The 24,084-nt window shown below is 73.1% G+C and carries 19 protein-coding genes; 12 read left to right on the top strand and 7 right to left on the bottom strand.

The window, feature by feature from the left end; all coding sequences use genetic code 11:
* Window positions 1-26: 26 nt before the first annotated feature.
* Window positions 27-1,133, bottom strand: coding sequence for a multiple monosaccharide ABC transporter substrate-binding protein (chvE, locus tag ABT026_RS02800; protein ID WP_351111428.1), 1,107 nt, complete (start codon window positions 1,131-1,133; stop codon window positions 27-29).
* A gap of 235 nt (window positions 1,134-1,368) precedes the next feature.
* On the bottom strand, window positions 1,369-1,854 hold the full coding sequence (locus tag ABT026_RS02795) for a DUF2975 domain-containing protein (protein WP_351111426.1): 486 nt from the start codon (window positions 1,852-1,854) through the stop codon (window positions 1,369-1,371).
* Between the two features lie 439 nt (window positions 1,855-2,293).
* Here ABT026_RS02795 and ABT026_RS02790 point away from each other — a divergent pair, with 439 nt between their 5' ends.
* On the top strand, window positions 2,294-3,787 hold the full coding sequence (locus ABT026_RS02790; RefSeq protein WP_351111424.1) for a non-reducing end alpha-L-arabinofuranosidase family hydrolase: 1,494 nt from the start codon (window positions 2,294-2,296) through the stop codon (window positions 3,785-3,787).
* Between the two features lie 63 nt (window positions 3,788-3,850).
* On the opposite strand, the gene ABT026_RS02785 is transcribed toward ABT026_RS02790, so the two are convergent.
* Window positions 3,851-5,677 (bottom strand): glycoside hydrolase family 15 protein, encoded by a 1,827-nt coding sequence (locus tag ABT026_RS02785; protein WP_351111422.1) that lies wholly within the window; start codon window positions 5,675-5,677, stop codon window positions 3,851-3,853.
* A 284-nt stretch (window positions 5,678-5,961) separates the two neighbouring features.
* Here ABT026_RS02785 and ABT026_RS02780 point away from each other — a divergent pair, with 284 nt between their 5' ends.
* The 6 genes from ABT026_RS02780 to ABT026_RS02755 all read left to right on the top strand — a co-directional run bounded on the left by ABT026_RS02780 (window position 5,962) and on the right by ABT026_RS02755 (window position 12,538).
* Window positions 5,962-7,017 (top strand): zinc-binding dehydrogenase, encoded by a 1,056-nt coding sequence (locus ABT026_RS02780; RefSeq protein WP_351111420.1) that lies wholly within the window; start codon window positions 5,962-5,964, stop codon window positions 7,015-7,017.
* Window positions 7,018-7,237: 220 nt separating this feature from the next.
* Window positions 7,238-8,830 (top strand): ABC transporter substrate-binding protein, encoded by a 1,593-nt coding sequence (locus tag ABT026_RS02775; protein WP_351111418.1) that lies wholly within the window; start codon window positions 7,238-7,240, stop codon window positions 8,828-8,830.
* Complete coding sequence (locus ABT026_RS02770; protein ID WP_351111416.1) at window positions 8,827-9,819, top strand: ABC transporter permease; 993 nt, start codon at window positions 8,827-8,829, stop codon at window positions 9,817-9,819. The genes ABT026_RS02775 and ABT026_RS02770 overlap by 4 nt, the downstream gene beginning before the upstream one ends.
* On the top strand, window positions 9,809-10,714 hold the full coding sequence (locus ABT026_RS02765; protein WP_351111414.1) for an ABC transporter permease: 906 nt from the start codon (window positions 9,809-9,811) through the stop codon (window positions 10,712-10,714). Before ABT026_RS02770 ends, ABT026_RS02765 begins: the two co-directional genes overlap by 11 nt.
* 230 nt (window positions 10,715-10,944) lie before the next feature.
* On the top strand, window positions 10,945-11,859 hold the full coding sequence (locus tag ABT026_RS02760; RefSeq protein WP_351111647.1) for an ABC transporter ATP-binding protein: 915 nt from the start codon (window positions 10,945-10,947) through the stop codon (window positions 11,857-11,859).
* The gene (locus tag ABT026_RS02755) at window positions 11,849-12,538 is read left to right on the top strand and encodes an ABC transporter ATP-binding protein (RefSeq protein ID WP_351111412.1); all 690 of its coding nucleotides are present in this window, start codon (window positions 11,849-11,851) and stop codon (window positions 12,536-12,538) included. Before ABT026_RS02760 ends, ABT026_RS02755 begins: the two co-directional genes overlap by 11 nt.
* Window positions 12,539-13,014: 476 nt before the next feature.
* On the opposite strand, the gene ABT026_RS02750 is transcribed toward ABT026_RS02755, so the two are convergent.
* Genes ABT026_RS02750 through ABT026_RS02740 form a run of 3 tightly spaced genes read right to left on the bottom strand, consistent with a single transcriptional unit; the run spans window position 13,015 to window position 16,383 of the window.
* Window positions 13,015-13,860, bottom strand: coding sequence for an alpha/beta fold hydrolase (locus ABT026_RS02750; RefSeq protein WP_351111410.1), 846 nt, complete (start codon window positions 13,858-13,860; stop codon window positions 13,015-13,017).
* Window positions 13,860-14,798, bottom strand: a complete 939-nt coding sequence (locus tag ABT026_RS02745; protein WP_351111408.1) for a VOC family protein — start codon at window positions 14,796-14,798, stop codon at window positions 13,860-13,862. Before ABT026_RS02745 ends, ABT026_RS02750 begins: the two co-directional genes overlap by 1 nt.
* 37 nt (window positions 14,799-14,835) lie before the next feature.
* The gene (locus tag ABT026_RS02740) at window positions 14,836-16,383 is read right to left on the bottom strand and encodes a bifunctional 3-(3-hydroxy-phenyl)propionate/3-hydroxycinnamic acid hydroxylase (RefSeq protein ID WP_351111406.1); all 1,548 of its coding nucleotides are present in this window, start codon (window positions 16,381-16,383) and stop codon (window positions 14,836-14,838) included.
* A 255-nt stretch (window positions 16,384-16,638) separates the two neighbouring features.
* On the opposite strand from ABT026_RS02740, the gene ABT026_RS02735 reads away from it, so the two are divergent.
* Window positions 16,639-17,322: a TetR/AcrR family transcriptional regulator gene (locus tag ABT026_RS02735; RefSeq protein ID WP_351111404.1), complete on the top strand. Its 684-nt coding sequence runs from the start codon at window positions 16,639-16,641 to the stop codon at window positions 17,320-17,322.
* Between the two features lie 451 nt (window positions 17,323-17,773).
* Here ABT026_RS02735 and ABT026_RS02730 read toward each other — a convergent pair whose 3' ends face one another.
* Window positions 17,774-18,544: an IclR family transcriptional regulator gene (locus tag ABT026_RS02730; RefSeq protein ID WP_351111402.1), complete on the bottom strand. Its 771-nt coding sequence runs from the start codon at window positions 18,542-18,544 to the stop codon at window positions 17,774-17,776.
* A 70-nt stretch (window positions 18,545-18,614) separates the two neighbouring features.
* Here ABT026_RS02730 and ABT026_RS02725 point away from each other — a divergent pair, with 70 nt between their 5' ends.
* The 4 genes from ABT026_RS02725 (at window position 18,615) to ABT026_RS02710 (ending at window position 24,035) form a co-directional block, all read left to right on the top strand.
* A complete protein-coding gene (locus ABT026_RS02725) occupies window positions 18,615-19,418 on the top strand; it encodes a 2-keto-4-pentenoate hydratase (RefSeq protein ID WP_351111400.1) in 804 nt (267 codons plus the stop codon).
* A gap of 26 nt (window positions 19,419-19,444) precedes the next feature.
* On the top strand, window positions 19,445-20,407 hold the full coding sequence (locus ABT026_RS02720; RefSeq protein WP_351111398.1) for an acetaldehyde dehydrogenase (acetylating): 963 nt from the start codon (window positions 19,445-19,447) through the stop codon (window positions 20,405-20,407).
* Window positions 20,404-21,426, top strand: coding sequence for a 4-hydroxy-2-oxovalerate aldolase (gene dmpG, locus ABT026_RS02715; RefSeq protein ID WP_351111396.1), 1,023 nt, complete (start codon window positions 20,404-20,406; stop codon window positions 21,424-21,426). Before ABT026_RS02720 ends, dmpG begins: the two co-directional genes overlap by 4 nt.
* 185 nt (window positions 21,427-21,611) lie before the next feature.
* Window positions 21,612-24,035, top strand: coding sequence for an ATP-binding SpoIIE family protein phosphatase (locus ABT026_RS02710; RefSeq protein ID WP_351111394.1), 2,424 nt, complete (start codon window positions 21,612-21,614; stop codon window positions 24,033-24,035).
* Window positions 24,036-24,084: the final 49 nt, after the last annotated feature.

The following is a 24,084-nucleotide window of genomic DNA, read 5'->3' as shown; positions in this document are numbered from 1 at the left end:
CGTCTCCTTTCCCACAGCCCGCGCCGTTACTTGAGGTCGGCCTCGGTGTAGTAGCCGCTGTCGACCAGGACCTTCTTGTAGTTGGAGACGTCCACGTTCACCGGGTCGAGGAGGTACGCGGGCACCACCTTGGCGCCGTTGTCGTACGTCTTGTCGTCGTTGATCTCGGGCTTCTCGCCCCTGAGCACGGAGTCGACCATCCCCGCGGCGAACGTGGCGAGTTCACGGGTGTCCTTGAAGACGGTCTGGGTCTGCTCCTTCGCCACGATCGACTTCACCGACGCGACCTCGGCGTCCTGACCGGTCACGATCGGCAGCGGCTTGGACTTGGAGCCGTAGTCGTCGGACTTCAGGGCCGAGAGGATGCCGATGGAGATGCCGTCGTAGGGGGAGAGCACCGCGTCCACCCGCTCGGACTTGTACGCCGAGGTCAGCAGGTCGTCCATGCGCTTCTGGGCGGTGCCGCCGTCCCAGCGCAGGGTGGTCACCTGGTTGAGCTCGGTCTGGCCGGAGCGGACCTTCAGCTGCTTCTTGTCGATGTAGGGCTGAAGCACCTTCATCGCGCCGCCGAAGAAGTACTTCGTGTTGTTGTCGTCGTTGGAGCCGGCGAACAGCTCGATGTTGAACGGGCCCTTCTTCGAGCCGTCGGCCAGACCGAGCTTCTCGACGATGTAGCCGCCCTGGAGCTCGCCGACCTTCTCGTTGTCGAAGGAGGCGTAGTAGTCGACGTTGGGGGAGTTGAGGATCAGGCGGTCGTAGGCGATCACCGGGATGTCGGCGTCGGCCGCCTGCTGGAGCACGTTGTCCAGCGACTTGTTGTCGATGGCGGCGACGACGAGGGCCGAGACGCCCTGAGTGATCATGTTCTCGATCTGGGCGACCTGGGTGTCCGGATCGTCCTCGCCGTAGACCAGCTGGGTCTTGTAGCCCAGGCCCTTCAGGCTCTTCACGACGTGGTTGCCGTCGGCGATCCAGCGCTCGGAGGACTTGGTCGGCATCGCGATGCCGATGGTGGCGTCCTCGGGGCCACCCTTCTTCTCCTCGCTGCCGCCCTCGCTGTCCTGCCCGCAGGCGGTCAGTACCAGGGCGAGAGCGGCGGCGGCCGTGGCGAGTGTGGCTCTGCGCGTGCGCATGGGCGTCCATCCTTGGTTCGTGTCGGTGGGGTGAGCCGTCAGGGACCGGTCATTGATGCGCCGTCAATTTGTGAGCGCTCACAGTACTGCGGGCCACGCTCCGCGGACAGATCTCGGTCCGCTCCTTCACGGATCTTCCTCCAGCGGCACGTCCGGCCCCCTCCGCACGGCGAACCCCCGCCCTCCTGTACGGAGGCGCGGGGGGTCCGGGGCGGGGTCCGGGGGAGCGGCCGGTCTAGATCACCTCGTCCAGCTCGGCCTCCATCCGCGACGCCTCCCCGTGGCGCGCGACGGCCTGGGCGAGCAGCGTCCGCAGGACGTACGCGAACAGCGCGACCCCCAGGATCGCCAGGCCGATCCCGGCCATGATGACGGTGACGCCCGGATCCTCCCGCTGCCCGGGCGCGTTGAGGGCCGTGACGGTGAACCACACGAGGGAGGCGGCCACCACGGCCCCGATCACGCCGTCCACGTACCGGAAGGCCGCGTCGGAGAACACCGTCCCGCGTCGTGCCATCGTCACCAGCCGCCAGACGCAGACCGCGGCGACCTGCACCGTCGCCATGCCCAGCATGGTGACCAGGCGCAGCGGGGTGAGCGGGAGCGACCCGTCCTCCGGGTCGTAGGCCAGCGCCCACACCATCCCGGCCTGCACGAACACGGTGCCGGCGAGCACCACCACGAGCACGACGCGCAGCGCCCCCACGGTCAGCTTTCCCATTCCTGTCCCTCCATCGAATCGCGATGGGAATCTATCGATTCTCGATATGCAGGGCAAGGGGGTGTGCTTCTACGCGCTGCGGGGCGCGGGCGGCGGAAGCGGTGCGGGCGGCCGTCCGGGCGTACCGGGAAGGGGGAGCGGCCCCCGTTTGTGATCGCTCACAGCCGCAGTGGTCCTGAGCTCGGAGAACGTCGTCCCCCCAGTCGCCCGCCCTTCGTGCCCCCGAGAACGTCGGCGAGCCGCCCGGCGCAGGCCTCTTGCACCCCCAGTTGTTAGCGCTCACACTGGCTGCCGAACGCCGGACCCCACACCGCGGGCCCTTCCACGGGCTCCGTCCTCGGCGTGGCAGCCGCATGTCCGCGACCCGGCGCTCCCCCACCGCACCGGTTCCGCCGAACGCCCCTGCGGGGCGGGCGGGCCGCTACCCCAGGAGGAAGACATGGGATCCGAGAAACCGTTACGCGCCCGCCTGTTATGGCGGTGGCGGCGAGGGACGGTCGGAGCGGCCGTCGCGGCCCTGCTCGCCGGGATGTGCCTCGCGCTCGGCACCACCCCCGCCTCGGCCGCCACGGTCGACACCGGCGCCACGTACGTCCTCGTCAACCGCAACAGCGGCAAGGCGATGGACGTGTACAACCTGGCCACCAACGACGGCGCCCGCATCGTGCAGTGGGCCCGCAACGACCAGGCGCAGCAGCAGTGGCAGTTCGTCGACTCCGGCAACGGCTACTACCGGCTGAGGTCGAAGCTCTCCGGCAAGGTGCTGGACGTGTACAACTGGTCCACCGCCGACAACGGCCAGGTCGTCCAGTGGCCCGACCTCAACGGCGCCAACCAGCAGTTCCGTCTCGCCGACTCCTCCGACGGGTACGTGCGGCTGATCAACCGCAACAGCGGCAAGGCGATCGGCCCGCAGAACGGCTCCACCGCCGACGGCACGAACATCGTCCAGTCCACCGACACCGGGGCCGGCCACCAGCAGTGGCAGCTGGTCAAGGTGGGCGGCACCACCACGCCGCCGGGTGGCAGCTGCACGCTCCCGTCGACGTACCGGTGGAGCTCCACGGGGGTCCTGGCGCAGCCGAAGAACGGGTGGGTGTCGCTGAAGGACTTCACCGCCGTGAAGCACAACGGTCAGTACCTGGTCTACGGCTCGAACGTGGCGGGCTCCTCGTACGGCTCGATGGCCTTCAGCCCGTTCACCAACTGGTCCGACATGGCGTCGGCCGGCCAGAACGGCATGAACCAGGCCGCGGTCGCGCCCACGCTCTTCTACTTCGCGCCCAAGAACATCTGGGTGCTGGCCTACCAGTGGGGGCAGTGGCCGTTCATCTACCGCACCTCCAGCGACCCGACCAACCCCAACGGCTGGTCCTCGCCCCAGGCGTTGTTCACCGGCAGTCTCCCCGACTCCGACACCGGTCCGATCGACCAGACGCTGATCGCCGACGGCCAGAACATGTACCTGTTCTTCGCCGGTGACAACGGCAAGATCTACCGGGCGAGCATGCCGATCGGGAACTTCCCCAGCAGCTTCGGCTCCTCGTACACGACCATCATGAGCGACACCAAGGCCAACCTGTTCGAGGCCGTCCAGGTCTACAAGGTGCAGGGCCAGAACCAGTACCTGATGATCGTCGAGGCGATGGGCGCCAACGGCCGTTACTTCCGTTCCTTCACGTCCTCCAGCCTGAGCGGGTCGTGGACCCCGCAGGCGGCCAGTGAGAGCAACCCCTTCGCAGGCAAGGCCAACAGTGGCGCCACCTGGACCAACGACATCAGCCACGGCGACCTGGTCCGCGACAACCCCGACCAGACCATGACCGTCGACCCCTGCAACCTCCGGCTCCTCTACCAGGGCAAGTCGCCCACCGCGGGCGGCGACTACAACCAGCTGCCGTGGCGGCCGGGCGTGCTCACCCTGCAGCGCTGACCGGTCCGGCCCACGCCCCGGGTCCTTCCGCCGTCGAGCGGAAGGACCCGGGGTCCTGGCCGTTCACCCGGCGCGGGAGCGCGCCCGGCCGAGGTTCACCCCGCTGGCGATGATCCCGATGTGGCTGAACGCCTGCGGGAAGTTGCCCATGAACTCGCCGTCGGAGGGACGGATCTGCTCCGAGAGGAGCCCCGTCGCGCTGGCGCGGGCGCACAGGGACGCGTACAGCTCCTCGGCCTCCTCCAGCCGGCCCTGACCGGCCAGGTTGTCCACCAGCCAGAAGCTGCACAGCACGAACGCGCCCTCGTCACCGGCCAGACCGTCGGGGGACTCGTCGTGCAGGTAGCGGTACAGCAGTCCGTCGCCCGCCGACAGGCGCGTCGCCACGGCGGTCGCCGTCGCGACCATCCGCGGATGGTCGACCGGGACGACCCCGCGCAGCGGCAGGGCGAGCAGGCTGGCGTCGAGCGCGCCCCCGCCGGAGAGCGCCACGCTGAGGGTCTGCGTGTCCTCGTCCCAGGAGTCCTCGAGGATCCGCTGCCGCAGTTCGTCGGCTGCGGCCCGCCACATGTCGACCCGTCCGGGCAGCCCGTGCCGCTCGGCGATGCGTACCGCCCGGTCCAGCGCCACGTGGCACAGTCCCGCCGAGTAGGTGAAGACGCCGCCGTCGTTGCGCACCTCCCAGAGGCCCTGGTCGGGCTGGTGCCAGGCGGTGGTCGCCTGGTCCGCCAGCTTCGCGAGGCTGGACCACAGGGCGGGCTGGATCTCCCCTCCGGCCAGCAGCCACTGGTCGGCGCAGTCCAGGATCTCGCCGTAGACGTCGTGCTGACGCTGGTCGGTGGCGCCGTTCCCCCAGCGCACCGGGGCCGAGTGCCGGTATCCCTCGAGCTCGCCGTCCACCGTCTCGTCGGGGACCGGAAGTCCGTCGAGGGTGTACATGATGCGGGGCCGCCCGGTCTGCTCGAAGGCGTCGAGCACCCAGCCCAGGAAGGCGTCCGCCTCACCCCGGAAGCCGATACGGCGCAGCGCGAACACGGCGAAGGCCGCGTCCCGGATCCAGGTGTAGCGGTAGTCCCAGTTCCTGATCCCGCCGACGGGGGCCGGGAGGGAGGAGGTGGGTGCGGCGACCGTCGAGCCGTTCGACCAGTCGTCGCACATCTTCAGGGTGATCGCGGACCGCCGTACCAAGGGCCCCTGCGGGCCCTCGTACGTGCAGCCGGCCATCCAGCGGCGCCACGCGTCACCGGTCGCCGCGAGCATGGCGTCGGCGTCGAAGCGGTGGTGCCGGTGGAAGCGGCCCCAGGACAGGACCAGGTCGAGGCGGTCGCCCTTCTGCAGGTCGTAGCTGTTGCGCAGTCCCTCCAGGGGGCGGCTGCAGCGCAGATGGAGCCTCAGCCCGGGCTGCCGGTAGGGCCGCAGCTCCACGCCGCTGAAGAGGGCGCGCGCCTGCGCCCCGCCCCGTGGCTCCAGGTCCGCCCGCAGCCGGACCCGGCCGGACAGGACCTGCGCGGAGCGCACCAGTTCGGCGCGCCCGGCCGGGGCGTCGTCACTGAGGTCCGCGCCCTGCCGCAGCGTGAGGGCGTCGGTGAGGCGGACCAGGCCCTCGGAGGTGCGCAGTTCGGTGACGAGCACCCCGGTGTCCTCGACGTACCACTGCCGGGCCTCCACCAGATCGTCCGGCCGGACGGTGAAGTGCCCGCCCCGCTCGTGGTCCAGGAGCCCGCAGAACAGCGGCGTCGAGTCGAACCGGGGCAGGCACATCCAGGGGATCGACCCGTCGAGTCCGACCAGGGCCGAGGTCGTGCCGTCGCCGATCAGCCCGAGGTCCTCCAACGGCAGGTAACCGTCGCGTCGGCGGATCGGCCGGAACGGTGGGTCGGGGTCGTACATGAGGTCTCGTTCCTCCCCGCAGCCGTGGGTGTGGTCCAGCGCCCTCGCCCCACGCTCGCAGAGGGGGCGGGCGGGCGCGAGGCGGTCGCGGCGGCACTGCTGCGAGCGGGTGACCCGGCCGTCGCGCACGCCGCGGCCGGCGGAGGGCCGGCCCCGCGGGAGCGGCTCGGCCCGCCGGTGGCAGGGTCCGGCGGGCGGGCGTAGCTTGACCGGCGGACCGAAATGCCCCTTGCGCCCGCCCGTGCCCTTGATGTCACGGCGGGACCGACCGAAGGAGACCGGTCATGAAGAGCAGGGCCGCCATCCAGGTGGAGCGGGGCGGGCCGCTGGTGGTCGAGGAGATCGACCTTCCCGACCCCGGCCCCGGCCAGGTCACCGTCCGCAACTTCGCCGGCGGGGTCTGCTACTCGCAGATCCACCAGTTGCGCGACCCCGGTGCGCCCAGGCCCATGGGCCTCGGTCACGAGGGGAGCGGCGTCGTCACCCGGGTGGGGAAGGACGTCACCCACGTGAAGGAGGGCGACCACGTCATCTCCACCTGGGTTCCCCGCACGCCCGTCAGCGGGCTGCCCGTCCCACGGCCCACCGGCGCCACCTTCCGCGGGGAGCCGCTGATCGCCGACGGCGACGTGTACACCTGGAGCGAGCACATGGTGACCTTCGCCGACAAGGTCGTCCCCATGTCCCCCTCCGAACCCACCGACGTCACGTGCCTCATCGGCTGCGCGGTGCTCACCGGGGCCGGCGCCGTGCTGCACACGGCGAAGGTGGAACCCGGGCGCTCGGTGGCGGTGTTCGGCGTCGGAGGCGTCGGCCTGTCGGCGGTCGCGGCCGCCGCGGCCGTCGGCGCCGGTCCCGTCGTCGCGGTGGACCTGGACGACCGCAAGCTGCGGTTCGCCGAGGAGTTCGGCGCCACCCACACCGTCAACGCCTCCGACACCGACCCGGTGGAGGCGATCCGGGACATCTGCCCGGGCGGAGCCGACTACGCGATGGACGCGGTCGGCATCCCCGCCACCGCCCTGCAGATCCTTCGGGCCGTGCGGCAGGGAGGCCCCAGGGCCGACAACCAGGGCGGCACCGCGGTCCTCCTGGGCATCCCGGTCGCCGACGTGCCGCTCGACCTGAACGAGATCCTCCTGTACCAGCGCCACTACCGCGGAAGCCTCGGCGCCACGGTGCCCGACACCGACTTCCCCCTCTTCCTCGACTGGGCCCGCGACGGCAGGTTCCCGCTCCACAAGCTGGTGACCGACCGCTTCTCCCTCGACCGGATCGACGAGGCCCGGGTGGCCCTGGAGGAAGGGCGCATCCTCGGCCGGGCCATCGTCGAGTTCTGACACCGAGCCACCTCCGCGGGGCTGGTTCTGACACGGAGCCACCTCCGCGGGGCTCTCGCCTTCACCGGCGCGCGGGGCTCTCGCCCGCACCGGTGGGCGGCGCCTCCGCAGGCAGGACGCGCCCCCTGCTCCACGCCGTCCGGCCCCCGTCGGCTTATTGCGAGTCATATGCAATAGCATGTCACCCGCAAAGCTGACGGCGCGCACGGGCGGAGAACTGATGACTGGTCGACGAATACGGGCCCTCGCGGGGGCGGCGGCCCTGGGCGTGGCGGCGACCGCCTGCTCGGCGCCGGGCGGTGACGCGAGGACCGGCGCACGGGGCGCCGCGCAGTCGGTGGTGATCGGCGTCCCCTGGGAGCCGGACACCTTCAGCCCGCTCCTGGGCTACGGCAAGGACGGCAACTCCAAGATCTTCGACGGCCTGCTCGCACTCGACGCCGACCTCGAACTGAGGCCCGCCCTCGCCGAGGACCTTCCCGAGGTCGGCGCCGACGGCCGCACCTACACCTACACGCTGCGCGAGGGCGTCACCTTCAGCGACGGCGAACCGCTCACCGCCGAGGACGTCGTCTTCACCTACGGGACGATCCTCGACAAGGGGACCAACAACCCGAACCGCAGCGAACTCGCGGCCGTCGACACGGTCCGCGCGACCGCCGACGACAAGGTCGTCTTCACTCTCAAGTACCCCTACGCCGCCTTCGCGGCGCGCACCGTGCTGCCGATCGTCCCCGAGCACGTGGCCGGCGGGCAGGACCCCAACACCGGTGCCTTCAACACCCGGCCGGTCGGCACCGGCCCGTACGTCCTCGCCGACTGGCGCAAGGGGGAGAAGGCCGTCCTCAAGGCCAACCCCCGCTACCGGGGCCCGAAGCCGGCGGTGCGGACGCTCACCATGGCGATCATCACCGACGACGACGTCCGCGCCACCCGCCTGCGCTCCGGCGACCTGGACGGCGCCGTCCTGCCGCCGAACCTGGCGGCGACCTTCCAGGAAGACCAGGACCGGAAGACCTACCGCGCCAGGTCCTACGACTACCGCGCCGTCAGCCTCCCCACCGCCCACGAGGTGACCGGCGACCCCGCCGTCCGCCGCGCCCTCGACCTCGCGGTGGACCGCGCGACCATGGTCGACAAGGTCCTGGACGGCGCCGGCCGGCCCGCCTACGGCCCGCTGCCCAGCGACGACCCCTGGTTCGCGCGGGGCACCGAACGCACCCACGACGTGAAGAAGGCCGCCCGCGTCCTCGAACGGGCCGGCTGGAAGGCCGGCCGGGACGGCGTGCGCGTCAAGGACGGCGTCCGCGCCGCCTTCACCCTCCACCACCCGGCCGGCGACCGGATCCGCCAGGACCTCGCTCTCGCCTACGCCTCCGACGCCAGGCGGATCGGCGTCGACGTGACGGTGGAGAGCGCCACCTGGGAGGTCATCGAGCCCCGGATGGGCCGCGAGGCGGTCCTCGCCGGCTTCGGCAGCACCGGCGACCCCGACTTCGGCCTGTACACCCTGCTCCACTCGTCCCTGGCGGGCGACGGCTTCAACAACATGCCCCGCTACGACAACCCGGCCGTCGACCGCGCCCTCGACGACGCCCGCCGCACCCGCGACACCGACGCCCGCAAGGCCGCCTACGACACCGTGCAGCGCGAGCTCGCCGAGGACCCCGGCTACACCTTCCTCACCCACCTCGACCACGTCTACGTCCTCGCCGACCGCTGGCAGGACCTGACCACCCAGGTCGAACCCCACGAGCACGGCTTCTCCAGCGGCCCGTGGTGGAACGTCGAGGACTGGCAGCCGAAGCCGTGACCGCGCCCTCGGCGCGCGGCGCGGCCCGGCTGGCCGGGCGCCGCCTGCTGTACGCCGTCCCCCTCCTCCTGACCGTCACCTTCGCGGTGTTCGCCCTGGCCGCCGCCTCGCCCTTCGACCCGGTCCGCGCCTACGCCGGAACCGCCGGACTCTCCGCCGACCAGGAGACCCTGGACCGGCTGGCCGAGAACCTCGGCGCCGGCCGGCCGTTCGCGGCGCGGTGGTGGGACTGGCTGACCGCGGCGCTCTCCGGCGACCTCGGCCACTCCACGGTGTTCCGCCAGCCGGTGGCCCAGGTCGTCGCCGAACGCATGGTGTGGTCCGCCCTGCTGTGCGCCACCGCCTTCGTCGCCGCCGTCCTGCTGGGCACCGCGCTCGGCGTCCTCGCCGCCCGCCGCCCCGGGTCGCTCACCGACCGGGCCGTGACCTCCGCCGCCTACGTCCTCTCGGCGGCCCCGGTCTTCTGGATCGCGCTGCTCGCCGTCTGGCTGTTCGCCCTGCGGCTCGGCGTGCTGCCGGCCGGCGGCCTGACCGACACCGGCAGCGAGACGGTGCAACCGGCCGACGTCGCCCACCATCTCCTGCTGCCCGCCGGGGTCCTGACGGTCTCCCAGCTGCCGTGGTTCGTCCTCTACGTACGCCAGGGGGTGACCGACGCGCTCGCCGAGGACCCGGTGCGCGGCGCCCGCGCCCGGGGCCTCACCGAGCGCACCGTGCTGCTGCGCCACGCCCTGCGCTCCGGCCTCCTCCCCGTCCTCACCCTGATCGGCACCCGGGTGCCCGAACTCATCACCGGGGCGCTGCTGGTGGAGACCGTCTTCAGCTGGCCCGGCATCGCCGCCGCCACCGTCTCCGCGGCCACCTCGGTCGACTTCCAGATGCTGGCCGCGCTGACCGCGTTCGCCACCGTCGCCGTCCTGCTCGGCAACCTCCTCGCCGACCTGCTGACCGGCCTGACCGATCCGAGGGTGAGCTTCCGTGACCTGTGACGCGTCCCCGGCGCCCGCGACGGCGCCCTCACAGGCCCCCGCCTGGCGGCCCGCCGGCCCCACGCGGCGCTCCTGGCGCACCCTGCGCGTCGGATCCGCCGCCGGCGTCCTCGCCGTGGTGGCCCTCGCGGTGCTGGTGGTGCCGCCCCTGGTCCAGCTCGACCAGCAGGCCGTGCACCTGGGGTCCAAGCTCCTGCCCCCCGGCCCGGCCCACCCGTTCGGCACCGACGACCTGGGCCGTGACCTGCTGCTGCGCTGCGTCCACGGGCTGCGGGTGTCGCTGTTCGTCGGGGTGGCCGCCGCCCTGGTCGCCGCGGTGGTGGGCACCGCCGTCGGCACCCTCGCGGCGACCCTCGGCGGATGGGCGGACCGGGTCCTGATGCGGGCCGTGGACGCGGTGGCCTCCGTCCCGCACCTCCTGCTCGGCGTCTTCGTGGTCGCCCTGTGGCGGCCCGGCGTGCTGCCCGTCCTGGTCTCCGTCGCGGCCACCCACTGGATCTCCACGGCACGGATCGTGCGCGCCGAGGTGCTCTCGCTGCGCTCCCGCCCCTACGTCGACGCCGCGATCTCCGGCGGCGCCTCCCGGTGGCGCGTCGCCGTACGCCACCTGGTCCCGGGCGTCCTGCCGCAGGCCGGGCTCGCCGCCGTGCTCTCCGTCCCGCACGCCATGTGGCACGAGTCGGCCCTGTCCTTCCTCGGCCTGGGCCTGCCCACCCACCTGGCGAGCCTCGGCAACCTCATCGAGGACGCCCGTGGCTCACTGCTCGCCGGACAGTGGTGGCCGACCCTGTTCCCCGGCCTGTTCCTGGTGATCCCCACCCTCGCCGTGGCCGGCCTGGCCGGAGCCTGGCGCGAGCGGATCAACCCCCGCCGCCGATCGGAGCTGACCCTGTGACCGACGCCGCCCACCCGCCCCGCGTCACCCCGCCCACCACCGCCGGGGGCGCTCGCAGCGCCCGCGCCACCGACGCGGGCGCCACTGCCGCGTCCGCCGCCGTCGCTCGCTCCGCCGACGCGCGTGCTGGGGGAGCAAGCGCCGCTGCCGCGGATGCCACCGGCGGGGGTGACGAGGCCACGGGTGTCCCCGTCGTGCTGTCCGTCCGCAACCTGCACGTCCGGTTCCGCATGCCGCGTGGGCGGGCCGCCGTGCGCGCCGTCACGGACGTCTCCTTCGACGTCCGGGCCGGCGAGTGCCTGGCCCTGGTCGGCGAGAGCGGCTGCGGCAAGTCCGTCCTGGCCTCCGCGCTCCTCGGGCTGCTGCCCGCCAACGCCGAGACCGCCGGCCACGCCCTTCTCGGCGGACCGGACCTGCTCACCGCCGGCGAACGCGTACTGGCCCGTCAGGTCCGAGGCCGCCTGGCCGGCCTGATCCCACAGAGCCCCGCCGCCCACCTCACCCCGGTCCGCACGATCCGCTCCCAGCTGGAGGAGACCGTCGCCCAGCTCACCGGCGTACGGGGCCGCGCGGCACTGCGCGCCGCCGCCGAACAGGCAGCCGCCCGGGCGGCCTTCCCCGTCGGCCACCTGGACCGCCACCCGCACGAACTCTCCGGCGGTCTCGCCCAGCGGGCCGCCACCGCTCTCGCCCTGGCCGGCGACGCGCCCCTGCTGCTCGCCGACGAGCCGACCACCGGTCTCGACCGCGACCTGGTCGACCACACGGTCGACGAGCTGCGCCGCCACGTCGACGACGGCGCGGGCCGCGCGCTGCTGATGATCACCCACGACCTCGCCGCCGCCGAGCGCGTCGCCGACCGGGTGGCCGTCATGTACGCCGGCCGCGTCGTCGAACTCACCACCGCCGAGGCGTTCTTCGGCACGCCCGGCCCCCGCCACCCGTACAGCCGGGGCCTCCTCGACGCCCTGCCCGAGCGGGCGTTCGCCCCGATCCCCGGTATGCCGCCGCCGCTGGACGCGCTCCCGTCCGGCTGCGCCTTCGCCCCCCGGTGCGTCTCCGCCGACCAGGCGTGCGGCGTCGCCCCGTCCGCGACGTCGGGCATCGCCTGCCACCACCCCCGTGAGGTCGTCCATGCGGCTTGAGATCCGGTCCGTCACCGCGGGCTACGACCGCTCCGCCCCGGTGGTGCGGGACGCCTCGCTCACGCTCGCCTCCGGCGAGGCGGTCGGCCTGCTCGGCCCGAGCGGCTGCGGCAAGTCCACCCTGGCCCGCGTCGCCGCCCTCCTGCACCGCCCCGACTCCGGCACCGTGTCCTTCGACGGCGTGCCCGTCACCGGCTGGCGGCACCGGGCGCCCCGCTCGCAGCGCACCGCCGTCGGCGTCGTCCTCCAGCAGCCGCGGCTCGCCGCGGACCCCCGGCTCACCCTCGCCGACCTGATCGCCGAGCCCCTGCGGGCCACCGGCCGCCGCGCGGAGGTCCCCGCCCGGGTGCGGGACCTCGCCCCACTGGTCGGCCTCACCTCCGACCTCCTGCCGCGCCGCCCGCACGAGGTCAGCGACGGCCAGCTCCAGCGCGCCTGCCTCGCCCGGGCCCTCGTCCTCGGTCCCCGCCTGCTGATCTGCGACGAGATGACCGCCATGCTCGACGCGTCCACGACGGCCGCGCTGGTCTCCGCCGTGGAGACCTACCGCCGCACCACCGGCGCCACCCTCCTCGCCGTCGGCCACGACTCCGTCCTGCTGGACCGCTGGTGCGACCGCCTCGTCCCCTGGTCGGCCCTCGATGCCGCCGGGTCCGTGGACGTGCGGCCCGGGCCCTGAAGCGGCTCAGCCGTCCCGGGCGTCACTCTGGCCGGTTACGGCCTCGGCGACGCCCGGGCGCCGGAACCCGCTGCCCCCGAACCGGCGGCTTCGGAACCCGCCGCCCCGAAGTCCGCTGCCCGGACCGGTACCGGCGGGCCGCCGCCGCACTGCTCCCGGCAGGCGCCTCGCTGCTGTTCGGCGTGGCCGGGCACACGGCCGCCGGCGGGGACTCCCGGGCGCGGGGGTGACGGCCGCCGCCCTCGTGGTGCTGACCGCGGTCAACACCGCGGTCGACGTGTTGAAGGGAGCGCGGGGTTCGTGGTCCCCGCGCTCCCCGGGCGTGCCCGGGCACGCCGGACCGACGCCCGGGCGGGGGCCCCGGGCGTCGGACCGGGCGTGACCGGACAGGCGCCGTGGCGTCTCGGCGACACCGCCCCGACGGCGGGCCGGCGAGGTGGTGCCCCGGAGAGCCGCCACCTCATCGGCCGCGGCCGTCAGTTGTTGGCCACGAAGTCGGTCACCAGCCGGTTGAACTCGTCGGGGTGCTCGATCATCGCCCAGTGCCCGCAGCGGTTCAGGACGACCAGCCGGCTGTCGGGGATGTTGGCCAGCAGGAACAGCGAGGTCTCGAACGACACCACGCGGTCGTCGCGGCCGTGGATCAGGAGCGTGGGCACCTTGATCCCCGGCAGCAGCTCCGGCTTGACCCACTTCGGCAGCGGGGCGCCCTTGGGCAGCCCGTCGACGTAGTTGGCCAGGTGCTCCGGACGGGCCAGCGCCGCCTCCGAACGGGCCTCGCACAGCTCGGGGGTGGCGAACCGGGCCTTGTCGTAGACCATGATCTCCACGAGCCGGCGCATGTTCTCCGGGCTCGCGTCGCGGTAGGCCGCGATCAGGTGCTTCAGCCCCTCGGACGGTCCGTCACCGGGGCCGAAGAGAGTGGGGACGCGGCCCACCGGCGGCCCCATGGTGACCAGGTGGGTGATCCGGTCGGGGTGTTCGGTGGCCAGCCGGAGCGAGGTCTGGCCGCCCATGGAGTTGCCGACGAACGCCGCCTTCTCGATGCCGAGGGCGTCCAGGAACTGGACGGCGGCCTCGACGTGGTCGAGCTGGTCGACGGTGGCGGCGGAGGATTCCCCCCAGCCGGGCATGTCGACGGCGTACACGTGGAAGTGCTCGGCCAGCGCCTCGATGTTGCCGGAGAAGTTGCTCCACCCGGTGGCGCCGGGACCGCTGCCGTGCAGCAGCACGAGCGGATGCCCCGAGCCCGCCTCGTAGTAACGCAGCTCCCAGTCGGCCGTCCTGACGGTGCGGGCGATGTCGTGGCGGTCGAGAGCCATCAGTGGTCCTCCTCGTGCGGGGCGGGGGCGGGGGCGGCGGCGAGCAGTTCGGCGACCACGCTCGAGGGGCGGTGGCCCCAGCTGTGCAGGCGGTCGAGCGTCTTCACCTCCCACGTCTCCTCGTCGATGACCAGGCCGCCCCAGCCGTACTCGACGCTGAACCCCGAGGGCGTGAAGACGTAGAAGCTGAACATGTGGTCGTTCGGGTGCATGCCGAGCGTCATCTCGAACGGCTGCTTGGCGTCCATGCAGCGGTCGTAGGCCAGGCCGACGTCGCGGATGTCCTGCACCTCGACCATGAAGTGGTGGGTCTTCTTCGTGTGCGGCATGTCGCCGAAGGCCACCGTGTGGTGCCGGCCGTTGCAGTGCAGGAAGATCAGGTCGGCGACGATCCCGGGCGCCAGCTCCTCGACGATGATGTCGCTGATCCGGAAGCCCAGCAGGTCGATGTAGAAGGCCAGGTAGGTCTCGCGGGACACGCCGTGCGCCAGCAGGACCTGGTGGCCCGCGCCGCCGGCGCCGGTGACGAAGCCGCCGAGCAGTTTGGCGGACGAGAACGGGGTGGCGGCGTCGGCCAGGCCGGTGACCAGCTCGATCCGGTTGCCCATCGGGTCGGCGGTGACGAAGATCCGCTCCACCTTGCGGGCGGCGGCCAGCGCCGCGTCGCCCTCGCTCACCTCGAGGCCCGCCGCGCGGACCTTGGCGACCAGCGCCTCCAGCGCGGTCGCGTCCGAGACCTCGTAGCCGGTGGCCACCAGGTCGTCGGCGGGGCCCTCGGTGACGACCCAGCGGTGGGCCTTCTCGTCGGTGCGCAGGGTGAAGCCGTCCCCGGTCCTCTCCCCGAGCTGCATGCCGAGCAGCTCGACACCGAAGTGCTCCCAGTCGGTGAGGCTGCTCACCTCGTAGACGACGTAACCGAGTTCCTTGACTCCGGACATCGGCGTTGCTCCTAACTTCCGGTGGTGCGGGGGTACTTCAGAGGGCGGGAACGGCGAGAGAGCTGACGTCGGCGGCGGCGACGAACCGGTCGGGGCGCACGGCCACGGCGCGGGCGCCGTAGCGCCGCAGCCACGGCAGGAGGACCTCGTCGAGGTCGACCAGGTCGTCGTCGGACCGGGTGTAGGAGGTCTTCGGGCGGACCGCGAGGTAGCGGGCGCCGAGCGCGTCCCACCCGGCCTTCTCCTCGGCGCTCAGCAGGGTGGCGGGGTCCACGTCGTCCCCCAGCAGCACGAAGCCGTCGCCCAGGAGGTCGTCCAGACGTGCCATGCGCCCGGCGGTGTCGCCGGTGACCGGCTGCGGGACCATCCGGCCGACGACGCTCGCGTCGCCGACCGGGCCGCGGAGCCAGCCGGCCTCCAGCACCGGGGGAGCGGTCAGCGGCGGCTCGAAGGGGGTGACCGTGTTCTCGGGCACCGCGTTCATCGCCGCCAGTTCCTCGTCCGTCGCCACCTGCCTGATGACCCGGCCGAGGCCGACCGCGAGGCCGGTGTAGAAGGCGGCGTTGGGGCGGCGCTCCGCCTCGTAGGTGTCCAGCCAGCCCTCCGGCAGCTCGCCCTTGATCACGCGGGCCAGCTTCCAGCCGAGGTTGTGGGCGTCGCGCATGCCGGACTGCATCCCGGCGCCGGCCCACGGCGGCATGAGGTGGGCGGCGTCGCCGGCCAGGAAGACGCGTCCCCTGCGCCAGCTGTCCGCCATCCGGGTGTGGTGCTTGTAGAAGGCGTGCTGGTGGATCTCGACGTCCTCCTCGGTGACGCCCAGCGCCTTGAGCAGCGGCCACACCTCGACGGAGGTCGGGTAGTCGGCCGGGGACTCGTCGGGCTTGAGCGGGATCTCCCACCGGTGGTTGCCCGCGGAGAGCGCGATGTCGACGACCGGACGTTCCCGGTCGGACCAGAAGGTGAGGAAGTCGCGGTCCGGCCACCAGCGCCGGACGTGGCAGTCGACGACCACCCAGGTGGTCTCGTCGGTGTCGCCGAGCAGCCGGCAGCCGACGTGGCCGCGGGTGAAGCTGCTGCCGCCGTCGGAGCCGATCACGTACCTGACCCGGGTGGTGCGGGTCGTGCCGTCGTCGGCCGTGGAGGTGACGGTGACGCCGTCGGCGTCCTGGTCGATCCCGGTGACCGTGCTCCCGTAGCGCACGGTGACCAGGTCCGCGTGCCGCTCGGTGACGGCCGCGCGGATCTCGGCCTCCATGGTGGGCTGGTAGATGTTGTAGAAGCGCGGCCGGCGGCCGAGCGTCGACGGCGGGTGCTCGACCCGCATGATCTCCGCGCCGTCATAGGTGATCCACCGCAGGGCGCGCTGCGGGTCGACCACCTTCTCGACCCGCTCGTCGATACCCAGGTCCTGGAAGATCCGCATCGTCCAGTCGTTGACGGTCACGGCGCGGGCCCGGGGATAGATGTCCCGGTCACGCTCGAAGGCCACGGCGGAGACGCCGTACTTGGCGAGGGTCAGTGCGGCGATCACTCCGGTCGGGCCGTACCCGACGATCGCGACATCCGCGTCGTAGCTCATGGTCATGCGCTGGCTCCGGTCTCACAGCTCGGACGCAATGCGAGGAAGTTTTGTACCAACCGTTCGGTTTGCTGGAGGGAGCCAACAGGGCGACCGGGGGGTGCGTCAAGGGGGTGGTCGCCGAATCCGGTCCAGTTTTGGACCGATCGATCGGTACATTCCCAGGGAACGGGCAGAGCGGGCCGCTGTCAAGAGGTGAGCCGGAACGGAGGTCCGGCCGCCCGGGCGGGACGCCGGCCCCCGGCCCGTAGAATCCGCAGGGTGAGCGAGGCGGAGAGTGTGGAGCGGGTGGAGCCGGCGGAGAAGTTCAGGCCCCCGACGCATGCCGGGAACCGCCGCGGCCGCCGGTCGCGGCAGGAGATCCTGGACGCCGCCGCCCGGGTGATGTCCGTCCGCGGCTACGCCGGGACGTCGATGTCGGCGCTCTCCAAGGAGACCGGGCTGCCCAAGAGCGCCTTCTACCACCACTTCGACTCCAAGGCGGGGCTGCTCTCCGCCGTCATGGAGCGGGGCGCCCACGACTTCTTCGCGGCGATGCGCCAGGCCCACGGCAACCCGCCCGAGGGAGGCGATCCCCGGGAGCGCCTGCGGTGGTACCTGCGGCGGACCGGTGAGGCGCTGGAGCACGGCGAGGAGTTCCTGCGCCTGCTGATGGTGCTGGTGATGAGCCGCGAGGCGGCCGAGGCGCCGGAGGCGATGCGGACGGTGATCGCGGTCCGCGACGAGGGCCGGGCCCTGATGCGGCACATGGTCCGCTCGTCGTTCGCCGAAGCGGGGGACGAGGCCGCCGACCAGATCGCGGACGCGCTGGCGGCGTTCGGGATGGCCGGCTTCGACGGGGCGTTCGTGGCCCTTCAGTCGGAGGGCGGGAAACCGATCTCGGAGTGGATGGAACAGCTCGCCGACGCGATGGCGGGACTCGGCGGGGCGATGCTTTCCCGGTGACGGCGCGGGTCGACGCCGCCGCCTGGTGCCGACCGCGGCCGCCTGTCCGCCACGCCGCCTCGGCGGACCGCACACCACGCCGGTGGGCCGCACCGCGCCGTCCTCGCCGGGCCATCTCTGACGGCGCCGATCACGCCCCGCGCGTCGCGCACGGCGCGTCACGCCCCGTGCGCGCCGCGCCGACGGTGCTCGCGACACGAACGCAGCCGGTGCTCGCGATATGTGCGGAGCCGGTGCTCGCCAGGGCGGCGCTCGCCGCGCGCCGACGGCGCTCACCGCAGCCGGTGCTCGTCGCGTGCCGTGCTCGTGGTGCACCGCGTCGAGGGTGCTCCCGGCGTGACCGCGCTCGCGACGCATGCCGCCGCCGTCGGTGTTCGCCGGGTACCGCGGCCGCTCCGCGCCGCGTCGGGAGTGTTCGCCGTGAGGTCGGGCGGCTGATGCCCTCGGCGGGTCAGCCGCGGGGGCGGCCTGCCATGACCGCGCCGAGCGCCGCCGCGGCGGACCGCACGGTGTTCTCGTGCGACTCGGGGCGGAAACGGCTCACCGGTCCGGAGACGCTGATGGCGGCCACCGCCGTGCGGCCGCCCGGATCGAGTACCGGCGCGGCCACGCAGAGCAGTCCGGGCGTCGACTCCTCCCACTCGTAGGCGACCCCCGTCTCCACCGCCCGCTCGAGCTGCCGGCGCAGCATTCCCGGTGCGACGATCGTGCGGGGCGTGCGGCGCTCCAGCGTTCCCGTGAGGACCGCGGTGATCTCGTCCTCCTCGGAGTGGGCCAGCAGCGCCTTGCCGATCGCCGTGCAGTGGACCGGCATCCGCCCGCCGGTGCGGGAGGGCGTCCTGGCCTGCCGGTGCCCGCCGATCTTCGTCAGGTACAGCACCTCGCCGCCCTGCCGCACGCCCAGGTGCACCGTCTCGTGGGTGCGCTCGTAGAGGTCCTGGAGGAACGGCATCGCCAGCTCCACCGTCGTCCGCTCGGCGGCGGCCCGCAGCCCCAGCTCGAACAGGCCGCCGGACAGCCGGTACCCGTGCTCGGTCCTGTCCAGCAGCCGGTGGTGCACCAGGTCCTTGGCGACCCGATGGACGGTGCCCTTCGCCAGCCCGGTACGCCGCACCAGCTCCGCCAGCGGCAGCACCGAGTCGGCCGGCCCGAACGCCCGCAGGAGGGCCAGGGCCTTACCCAGGACGGTGTCGAGATCGCCCCGGCCGTGCTGCTGCTCCATGCACAACAGCGTACCGCTGAGTGGAACGCATCCGTGGAGTTCGCCCGCTCGCTGCCGCACATTGGACGGCATGCCCCACACCCAGCCCGCTGTCGGCTCCGACAGCATCGCCGCCGCTGCCGCCCGGCTCCGCGAGGCCGCGGCCACCGGCGTTCCCGCCGCCCCGGTCCGCGACCTGATCGGCCGCGACGACGTCGAGGCCGCGTACGCCGTGCAGTCCCTGCTCGCCGCCGAACGGACCGAGGCGGGCGCCGCGGTCGTCGGACGCAAGATCGGCCTCACCTCCGCCGCCGTCCAGCAGCAACTCGGCGTGGACCAGCCCGACTTCGGCGTCCTCTTCGACGACATGGAGTACGCCGCCGGCGCAACCGTGCCGGCCGACGCGATCCTCCAGCCGCGCATCGAGGCCGAGATCGCCTTCGTCCTGAAGGCCGACCTCGCCGAGGGCCCGCTCGACGACGCCCAGGTCCGCGACGCCGTCGACCACGCGGTGGCCGCCCTGGAGATCTGCGGCAGCCGGGTGGCCGGCTGGGACATCAGCTTCGGCGACACCGTCGCCGACAACGCCTCCGCCGGCGGCTACGTCCTCGGCACGCGCAAGGTCCCACTCTCCGGCTTCGACCCGGTCGCCGCCGAGATGGCCATGACGATCGACGGCGAGACCGTCTCCACCGGCAGCGGCGCCGCCTGCCTCGGCGACCCGGTCAACGCCCTGGTCTGGCTCGCCCGGCAGGCCCGCGACCTGGGCTCCCCGCTCCGGGCCGGCCAGGTGATCCTCTCCGGCGCCCTCGGCCCGATGCGACCCGTCGTGGCAGGCAACACCGTCGAGGCCACCGTCACCGGCCTCGGCACCGTCTCGGTCACCTTCAGCTGACCTCCCCCCTCTCCCTAGGACTCCCGATGAGCAAGACGAAGGTCGCCGTCATCGGGTCGGGCAACATCGGCACCGACCTGATGATCAAGATCATGCGCACCGCGCAGCACCTCGAGATGGGGGTCATGGTCGGCATCGACCCGGCCTCCGACGGCCTCGCCCGCGCCGCCCGCCTCGGCTTCGAGACCACCGCCGAAGGAGTCGACGGCCTCCTGAGGTCCCCGCAGATCGACGAGATCGGCATCGTCTTCGACGCCACCTCCGCCGGGGCCCACCGCGTCAACGACGAGAAGCTGCGCCCGCTCGGCATCCGCATGATCGACCTGACCCCGGCCGCCGTCGGACCGTACGTCGTGCCCGCCGTCAACCTCGACGAGCACATCGACGCCCCCAACGTGAACATGGTGACCTGCGGAGGCCAGGCCACCATCCCGGTGGTCGCCGCGATCAGCCGCGTCGTCCCCGTCGCGTACGCCGAGATCGTCGCCTCCATCGCGTCGAAGTCGGCCGGCCCCGGCACCCGCGCCAACATCGACGAGTTCACCGAGACCACCTCCTCGGCGATCGTGAAGGTCGGCGGCGCCCGGCGCGGCAAGGCGATCATCATCCTGAACCCGGCCGAGCCGCCGCTGATGATGCGCGACACCGTCTTCGCGCTGGTCACGCTCCCCGAGGGCGAGGACGGCGAGAGCGCGAAGCGGGAGATCACCGCCTCGGTCGAGAAGATGGTCGCCGAGGTCAACGCCTACGTCCCCGGCTACCGCATGGTCCAGGACGTCCAGATCACCGAGATCCCCGCCGACCAGCCGGTCGAGACCCTCCTCGCGGACGGCGACACCGCCCGGCCGACCCACCAGGTCTCGGTCTTCCTCAAGGTCGAAGGCGCGGGCATGTACCTGCCCGAGTACGCGGGCAACCTCGACATCATGACCTCGGCCGCCGTGCAGATGGCCGAGCGCATCGCCGCCGCGAAGGAGACCGCGAAGTGAGCACCGAGATCTTCGTGCAGGACGTCACCCTCCGGGACGGCATGCACGCCGTCCGGCACCGGATCACCCCCGACGACGTCAAGCGCATCGTCACCGCCCTCGACGAGGCCGGCGTGGACGCCATCGAGGTCGCCCACGGCGACGGCATCGCCGGCGGCTCCCTCAACTACGGCCCCGGCTCCCACACCGACTGGGAGTGGATCGAGGCGGCGGCCTCCGTGCTGAAGAACGCCCGCCTCACCACCCTGCTGCTCCCCGGCGTCGGCACCATCGACGAACTGAAGCACGCCCACGACCTCGGCGTGCGCTCCGTGCGGGTGGCCACCCACTGCACCGAGGCCGACATCTCCGCGCAGCACATCGCCGCCGCCCGCGAGCTCGGCATGGACGTCTCCGGCTTCCTGATGCTCTCCCACATGGCCGAGCCCGCCGAACTCGCCCGCCAGGCCAAGCTCATGGAGAGCTACGGCGCCATGTGCGTGTACGTCACCGACTCCGGCGGTCGGCTCACCATGAACGACGTCGCCGCCCGCGTCCGCGCCTACCGCGATGTCCTCGACCCGGCGACCGAGATCGGTATCCACGCCCACGAGAACCTCTCCCTCTCCGTCGCCAACTCGGTGGTCGCGGTGGAGAACGGCGTCCGCCGCGTCGACGCCTCCCTCGCCGGGCACGGCGCGGGCGCGGGCAACTGTCCGCTGGAGGCGTTCGTCGCGGTCGCCAACCTCTCCGGCTACCAGCACGGCTGCGACCTGTTCAAGCTCCAGGACGCCGCCGACGACATCGTCCGCCCCCTCCAGGACCGCCCCGTCCGCGTCGACCGCGAGACCCTCACCCTCGGCTACGCCGGCGTCTACTCCAGCTTCCTGCGCCACGCCGAGGTCGCCGCCCAGCGCTACGGCGTCGACGTCCGCGACATCCTGATGGAATGCGGGGAGCGCCGCCTCGTCGGCGGCCAGGAGGACATGATCATCGACATCGCGCTGGACCTCGCCGCCCGGAAGGCCCCGGCGGCCTGAGGCCCCGCGCCGCGTCGGAGCGTCCGCGTCGGACCGCCCAGGTCGGGCCGCCCGCGTCGGGCCGCCCGCGTTGGGCTGTTCGGCCCGCGTTCCCCCAATGCCCGGCATGGCGAATGGCCATGAGGGCCGGGGGTCCCTCCAATGGTGGAGGAGCGTTCCCCGGCATCGAGTGAGGCTGCAGACGGGTGAGTACGAGTTCGCGGCATGAGGAGGGGTCACCGGCCGGCCGGCCGGTGGTGCTCCTGCTGGACGAGCGGGGGACCGTGCGGCGGTGCAGCGCCGCCGTGGCGGACCTCCTCGGCCGCGATGCCGAGGAACTCGAGGGGCGGCCGTGGAGCGAGGTCGGCGCCGTCGAGCCGCGCCGGGCCGGCGGACCGGACGGTCCCGCGAGCGGTCGGCACTCCCTGGTCCTGAGACACCGGGACGGGACGCCGGTCGAGGCGGACGCCGAGATCGTGCCGCTGCCGGCCGGCGGTCCCTCCGGGCGGCTGGTGCTCCTCACCGCCGCCGGACCCCCATCCGCCGCGGGACGCCACCGGGCCCTCGTGCGGGGTGTGTTCGCGCAGGAAGCGGTGGGGCTGGTCGTCGACGTACCCGGTCCGGGGGACCAGGTTCTCCTCAGCCCCGGTTTCTTCGGACTGGACCAGCCCTCCGGGGGAGGCCCGTGGGAGGGGCGGCTCGAGGACGTCCTGGTGGACGAGGACGCCGCGCGACTGGAGTCCTGCCTGCGGCGGGTGCGGGAGACGGGAGAGCCCGCCGCCCACCCCATGGTCCCGGCCCGCGGACACTGCCTGCCCGGCAAGGAACGGCTCGTCTCCGTGTCGGCGTTCCCGCTGGAGGCCCGGCGCGGCCGGCCCCACGGCGCCGCCGCGCTGCTCGTCGACGTCACCGGGCGGAACGCCGCCCAGCAGGAACTCACCCTCCTGCACGCCTCGGCACGCCGGCTGGGCAGGTCGCTGGACGTGACCCGCAACGCCGAGCACGTCGTGCGCCTCCTGGTGGAGGAGGGGTTCGCCGACCTCGCCTGCGTGGACCTGACCGAGCCGGTGCGTCAGGGCGGCGACGCCGCCACCTTCGTGCCCGGCACACCGCTGCACCGGGTCGCGGTCGCGTCCGTGGACGGCACCTGGCCCCCGGAGATCTATCAACTGGGCGACCGGGTGCGCGCCAGGGAGGTGGAGACCGAGGCGGTCGGAGCGGGCGGCACGGCGGTCGTGCCCGACCTGGCCGCACTGCGGCGGCGGCTCGACACGGACCCCGAACGGATGCGGCTCCTCTTCCCCGCCACGGCCGCCTCCGCCCTCTTCGTCCCGCTGTTCGCCCGCGGCCACGTCCTGGGCGTGCTGTGCGCGTGGCGGGGACCGGACCAGCTGCCCTACGGCGACAGCGACGTCCCGCTGATCGACGCCGTCGCCTCCCGCACGGCGCTGAGCCTGGACAACGCCCGCCGCTACACCCGCGAACGCCGGACGGTCGAGGAACTCCAGCGGAGCCTGCTGCCCCCACCGGTCAGCCGGACCACGGCCGCCCAGAGTTCGGGCGCCTTCCTGCCGGCCGGCAGCGCGGAGGGAAGCGGGGGGAGCTGGTTCGACGTGATCCGGCTGTCCGGCGCCAGGACGGCGTTCGTGGTCGGACGGGTCGCCGGACACGGCGTGCACGCCGCCGGCGCCATGGGGCGGCTGCGCTCGGCGGTGCAGACCCTGGCGGACGTGGACCTGCCTCCCGACGAGCTCCTCGGGCATCTCAACGACCTGGTGTCGCGCATGGGCGGGGACGAGGGACACCGGCCCGCCTCCTTCTCCGGCTCCCTGTACGCCGCGACCTGCCTGTACGCCGCCTACGATCCGGTCACGGGGTTGTGCCGCATGGCCACCGCCGGTCACCCGGCGCCCCTGCTCGCCCGGCGGGGCACCGACGGCGTCACCCGCGTCGACCTCCGGCCCGGCCCGCCGCTCGGAAGCGGCGACCACCAGCCGTTCGAAGCGGTGCAACTGCGCCTGGACCCCGGTGACGTCCTCGCCTTCCACTGCGGCCCCTCGGACGCCGCTCCCTCCGCCGACGCCGGGGACCTGCGCCTCATCGCGGACAGCGCCCGCGCCGCCGCCGACGGCGGCGAGCCCCTGGAGGACGTCACCGACCGGCTGCTGCACCGCCTGCGGGACCGGCCCCGGGCCGAGGACCTGACACTCCTGCTGGCCCGGGTCGACCGGCTGCCGGACGACGACTTCGTCTGTTGGGAACTGCCGGCCGACCCCGACCAGGTCGTCCGCGTCCGCGGTCTCGTCACGTCGCAGCTGGCCCGCTGGGGGCTGGAGGAGGCCGCCTTCACCACCGAACTGATCGTCAGCGAGCTGGTCACCAACGCGATCCGCTACGCGGGCGGACCGATCGGCGTGCGCCTGGTCAAGGACGAGCGCCTGATCTGCGAGGTGTCGGACCCCAGTCAGTCGCAGCCGCACCTGCGCCGGGCGCGCCTGTCCGACGAAGGCGGACGCGGCCTCTTCCTCGTCGCCCAGATGACCGACCGGTGGGGCAGCCGCTACACCCCCGAGGGCAAGACCATCTGGACCGAACAGGCGCTCGCCCCACCCGCCGAGCCGCCGCACTGACGGACCGCCGGCCCGGGCGGGAGGCGCCCGGCAGGAGGCGAGGGGTGCG

It is taken from the genome of Streptomyces sp. NPDC002734 (assembly GCF_040295685.1).
Taxonomy (GTDB): domain Bacteria; phylum Actinomycetota; class Actinomycetes; order Streptomycetales; family Streptomycetaceae; genus Streptomyces.
Note: the sequence above shows the minus strand (reverse complement) of the source record. Positions and strands in the feature narration are given on the sequence as shown.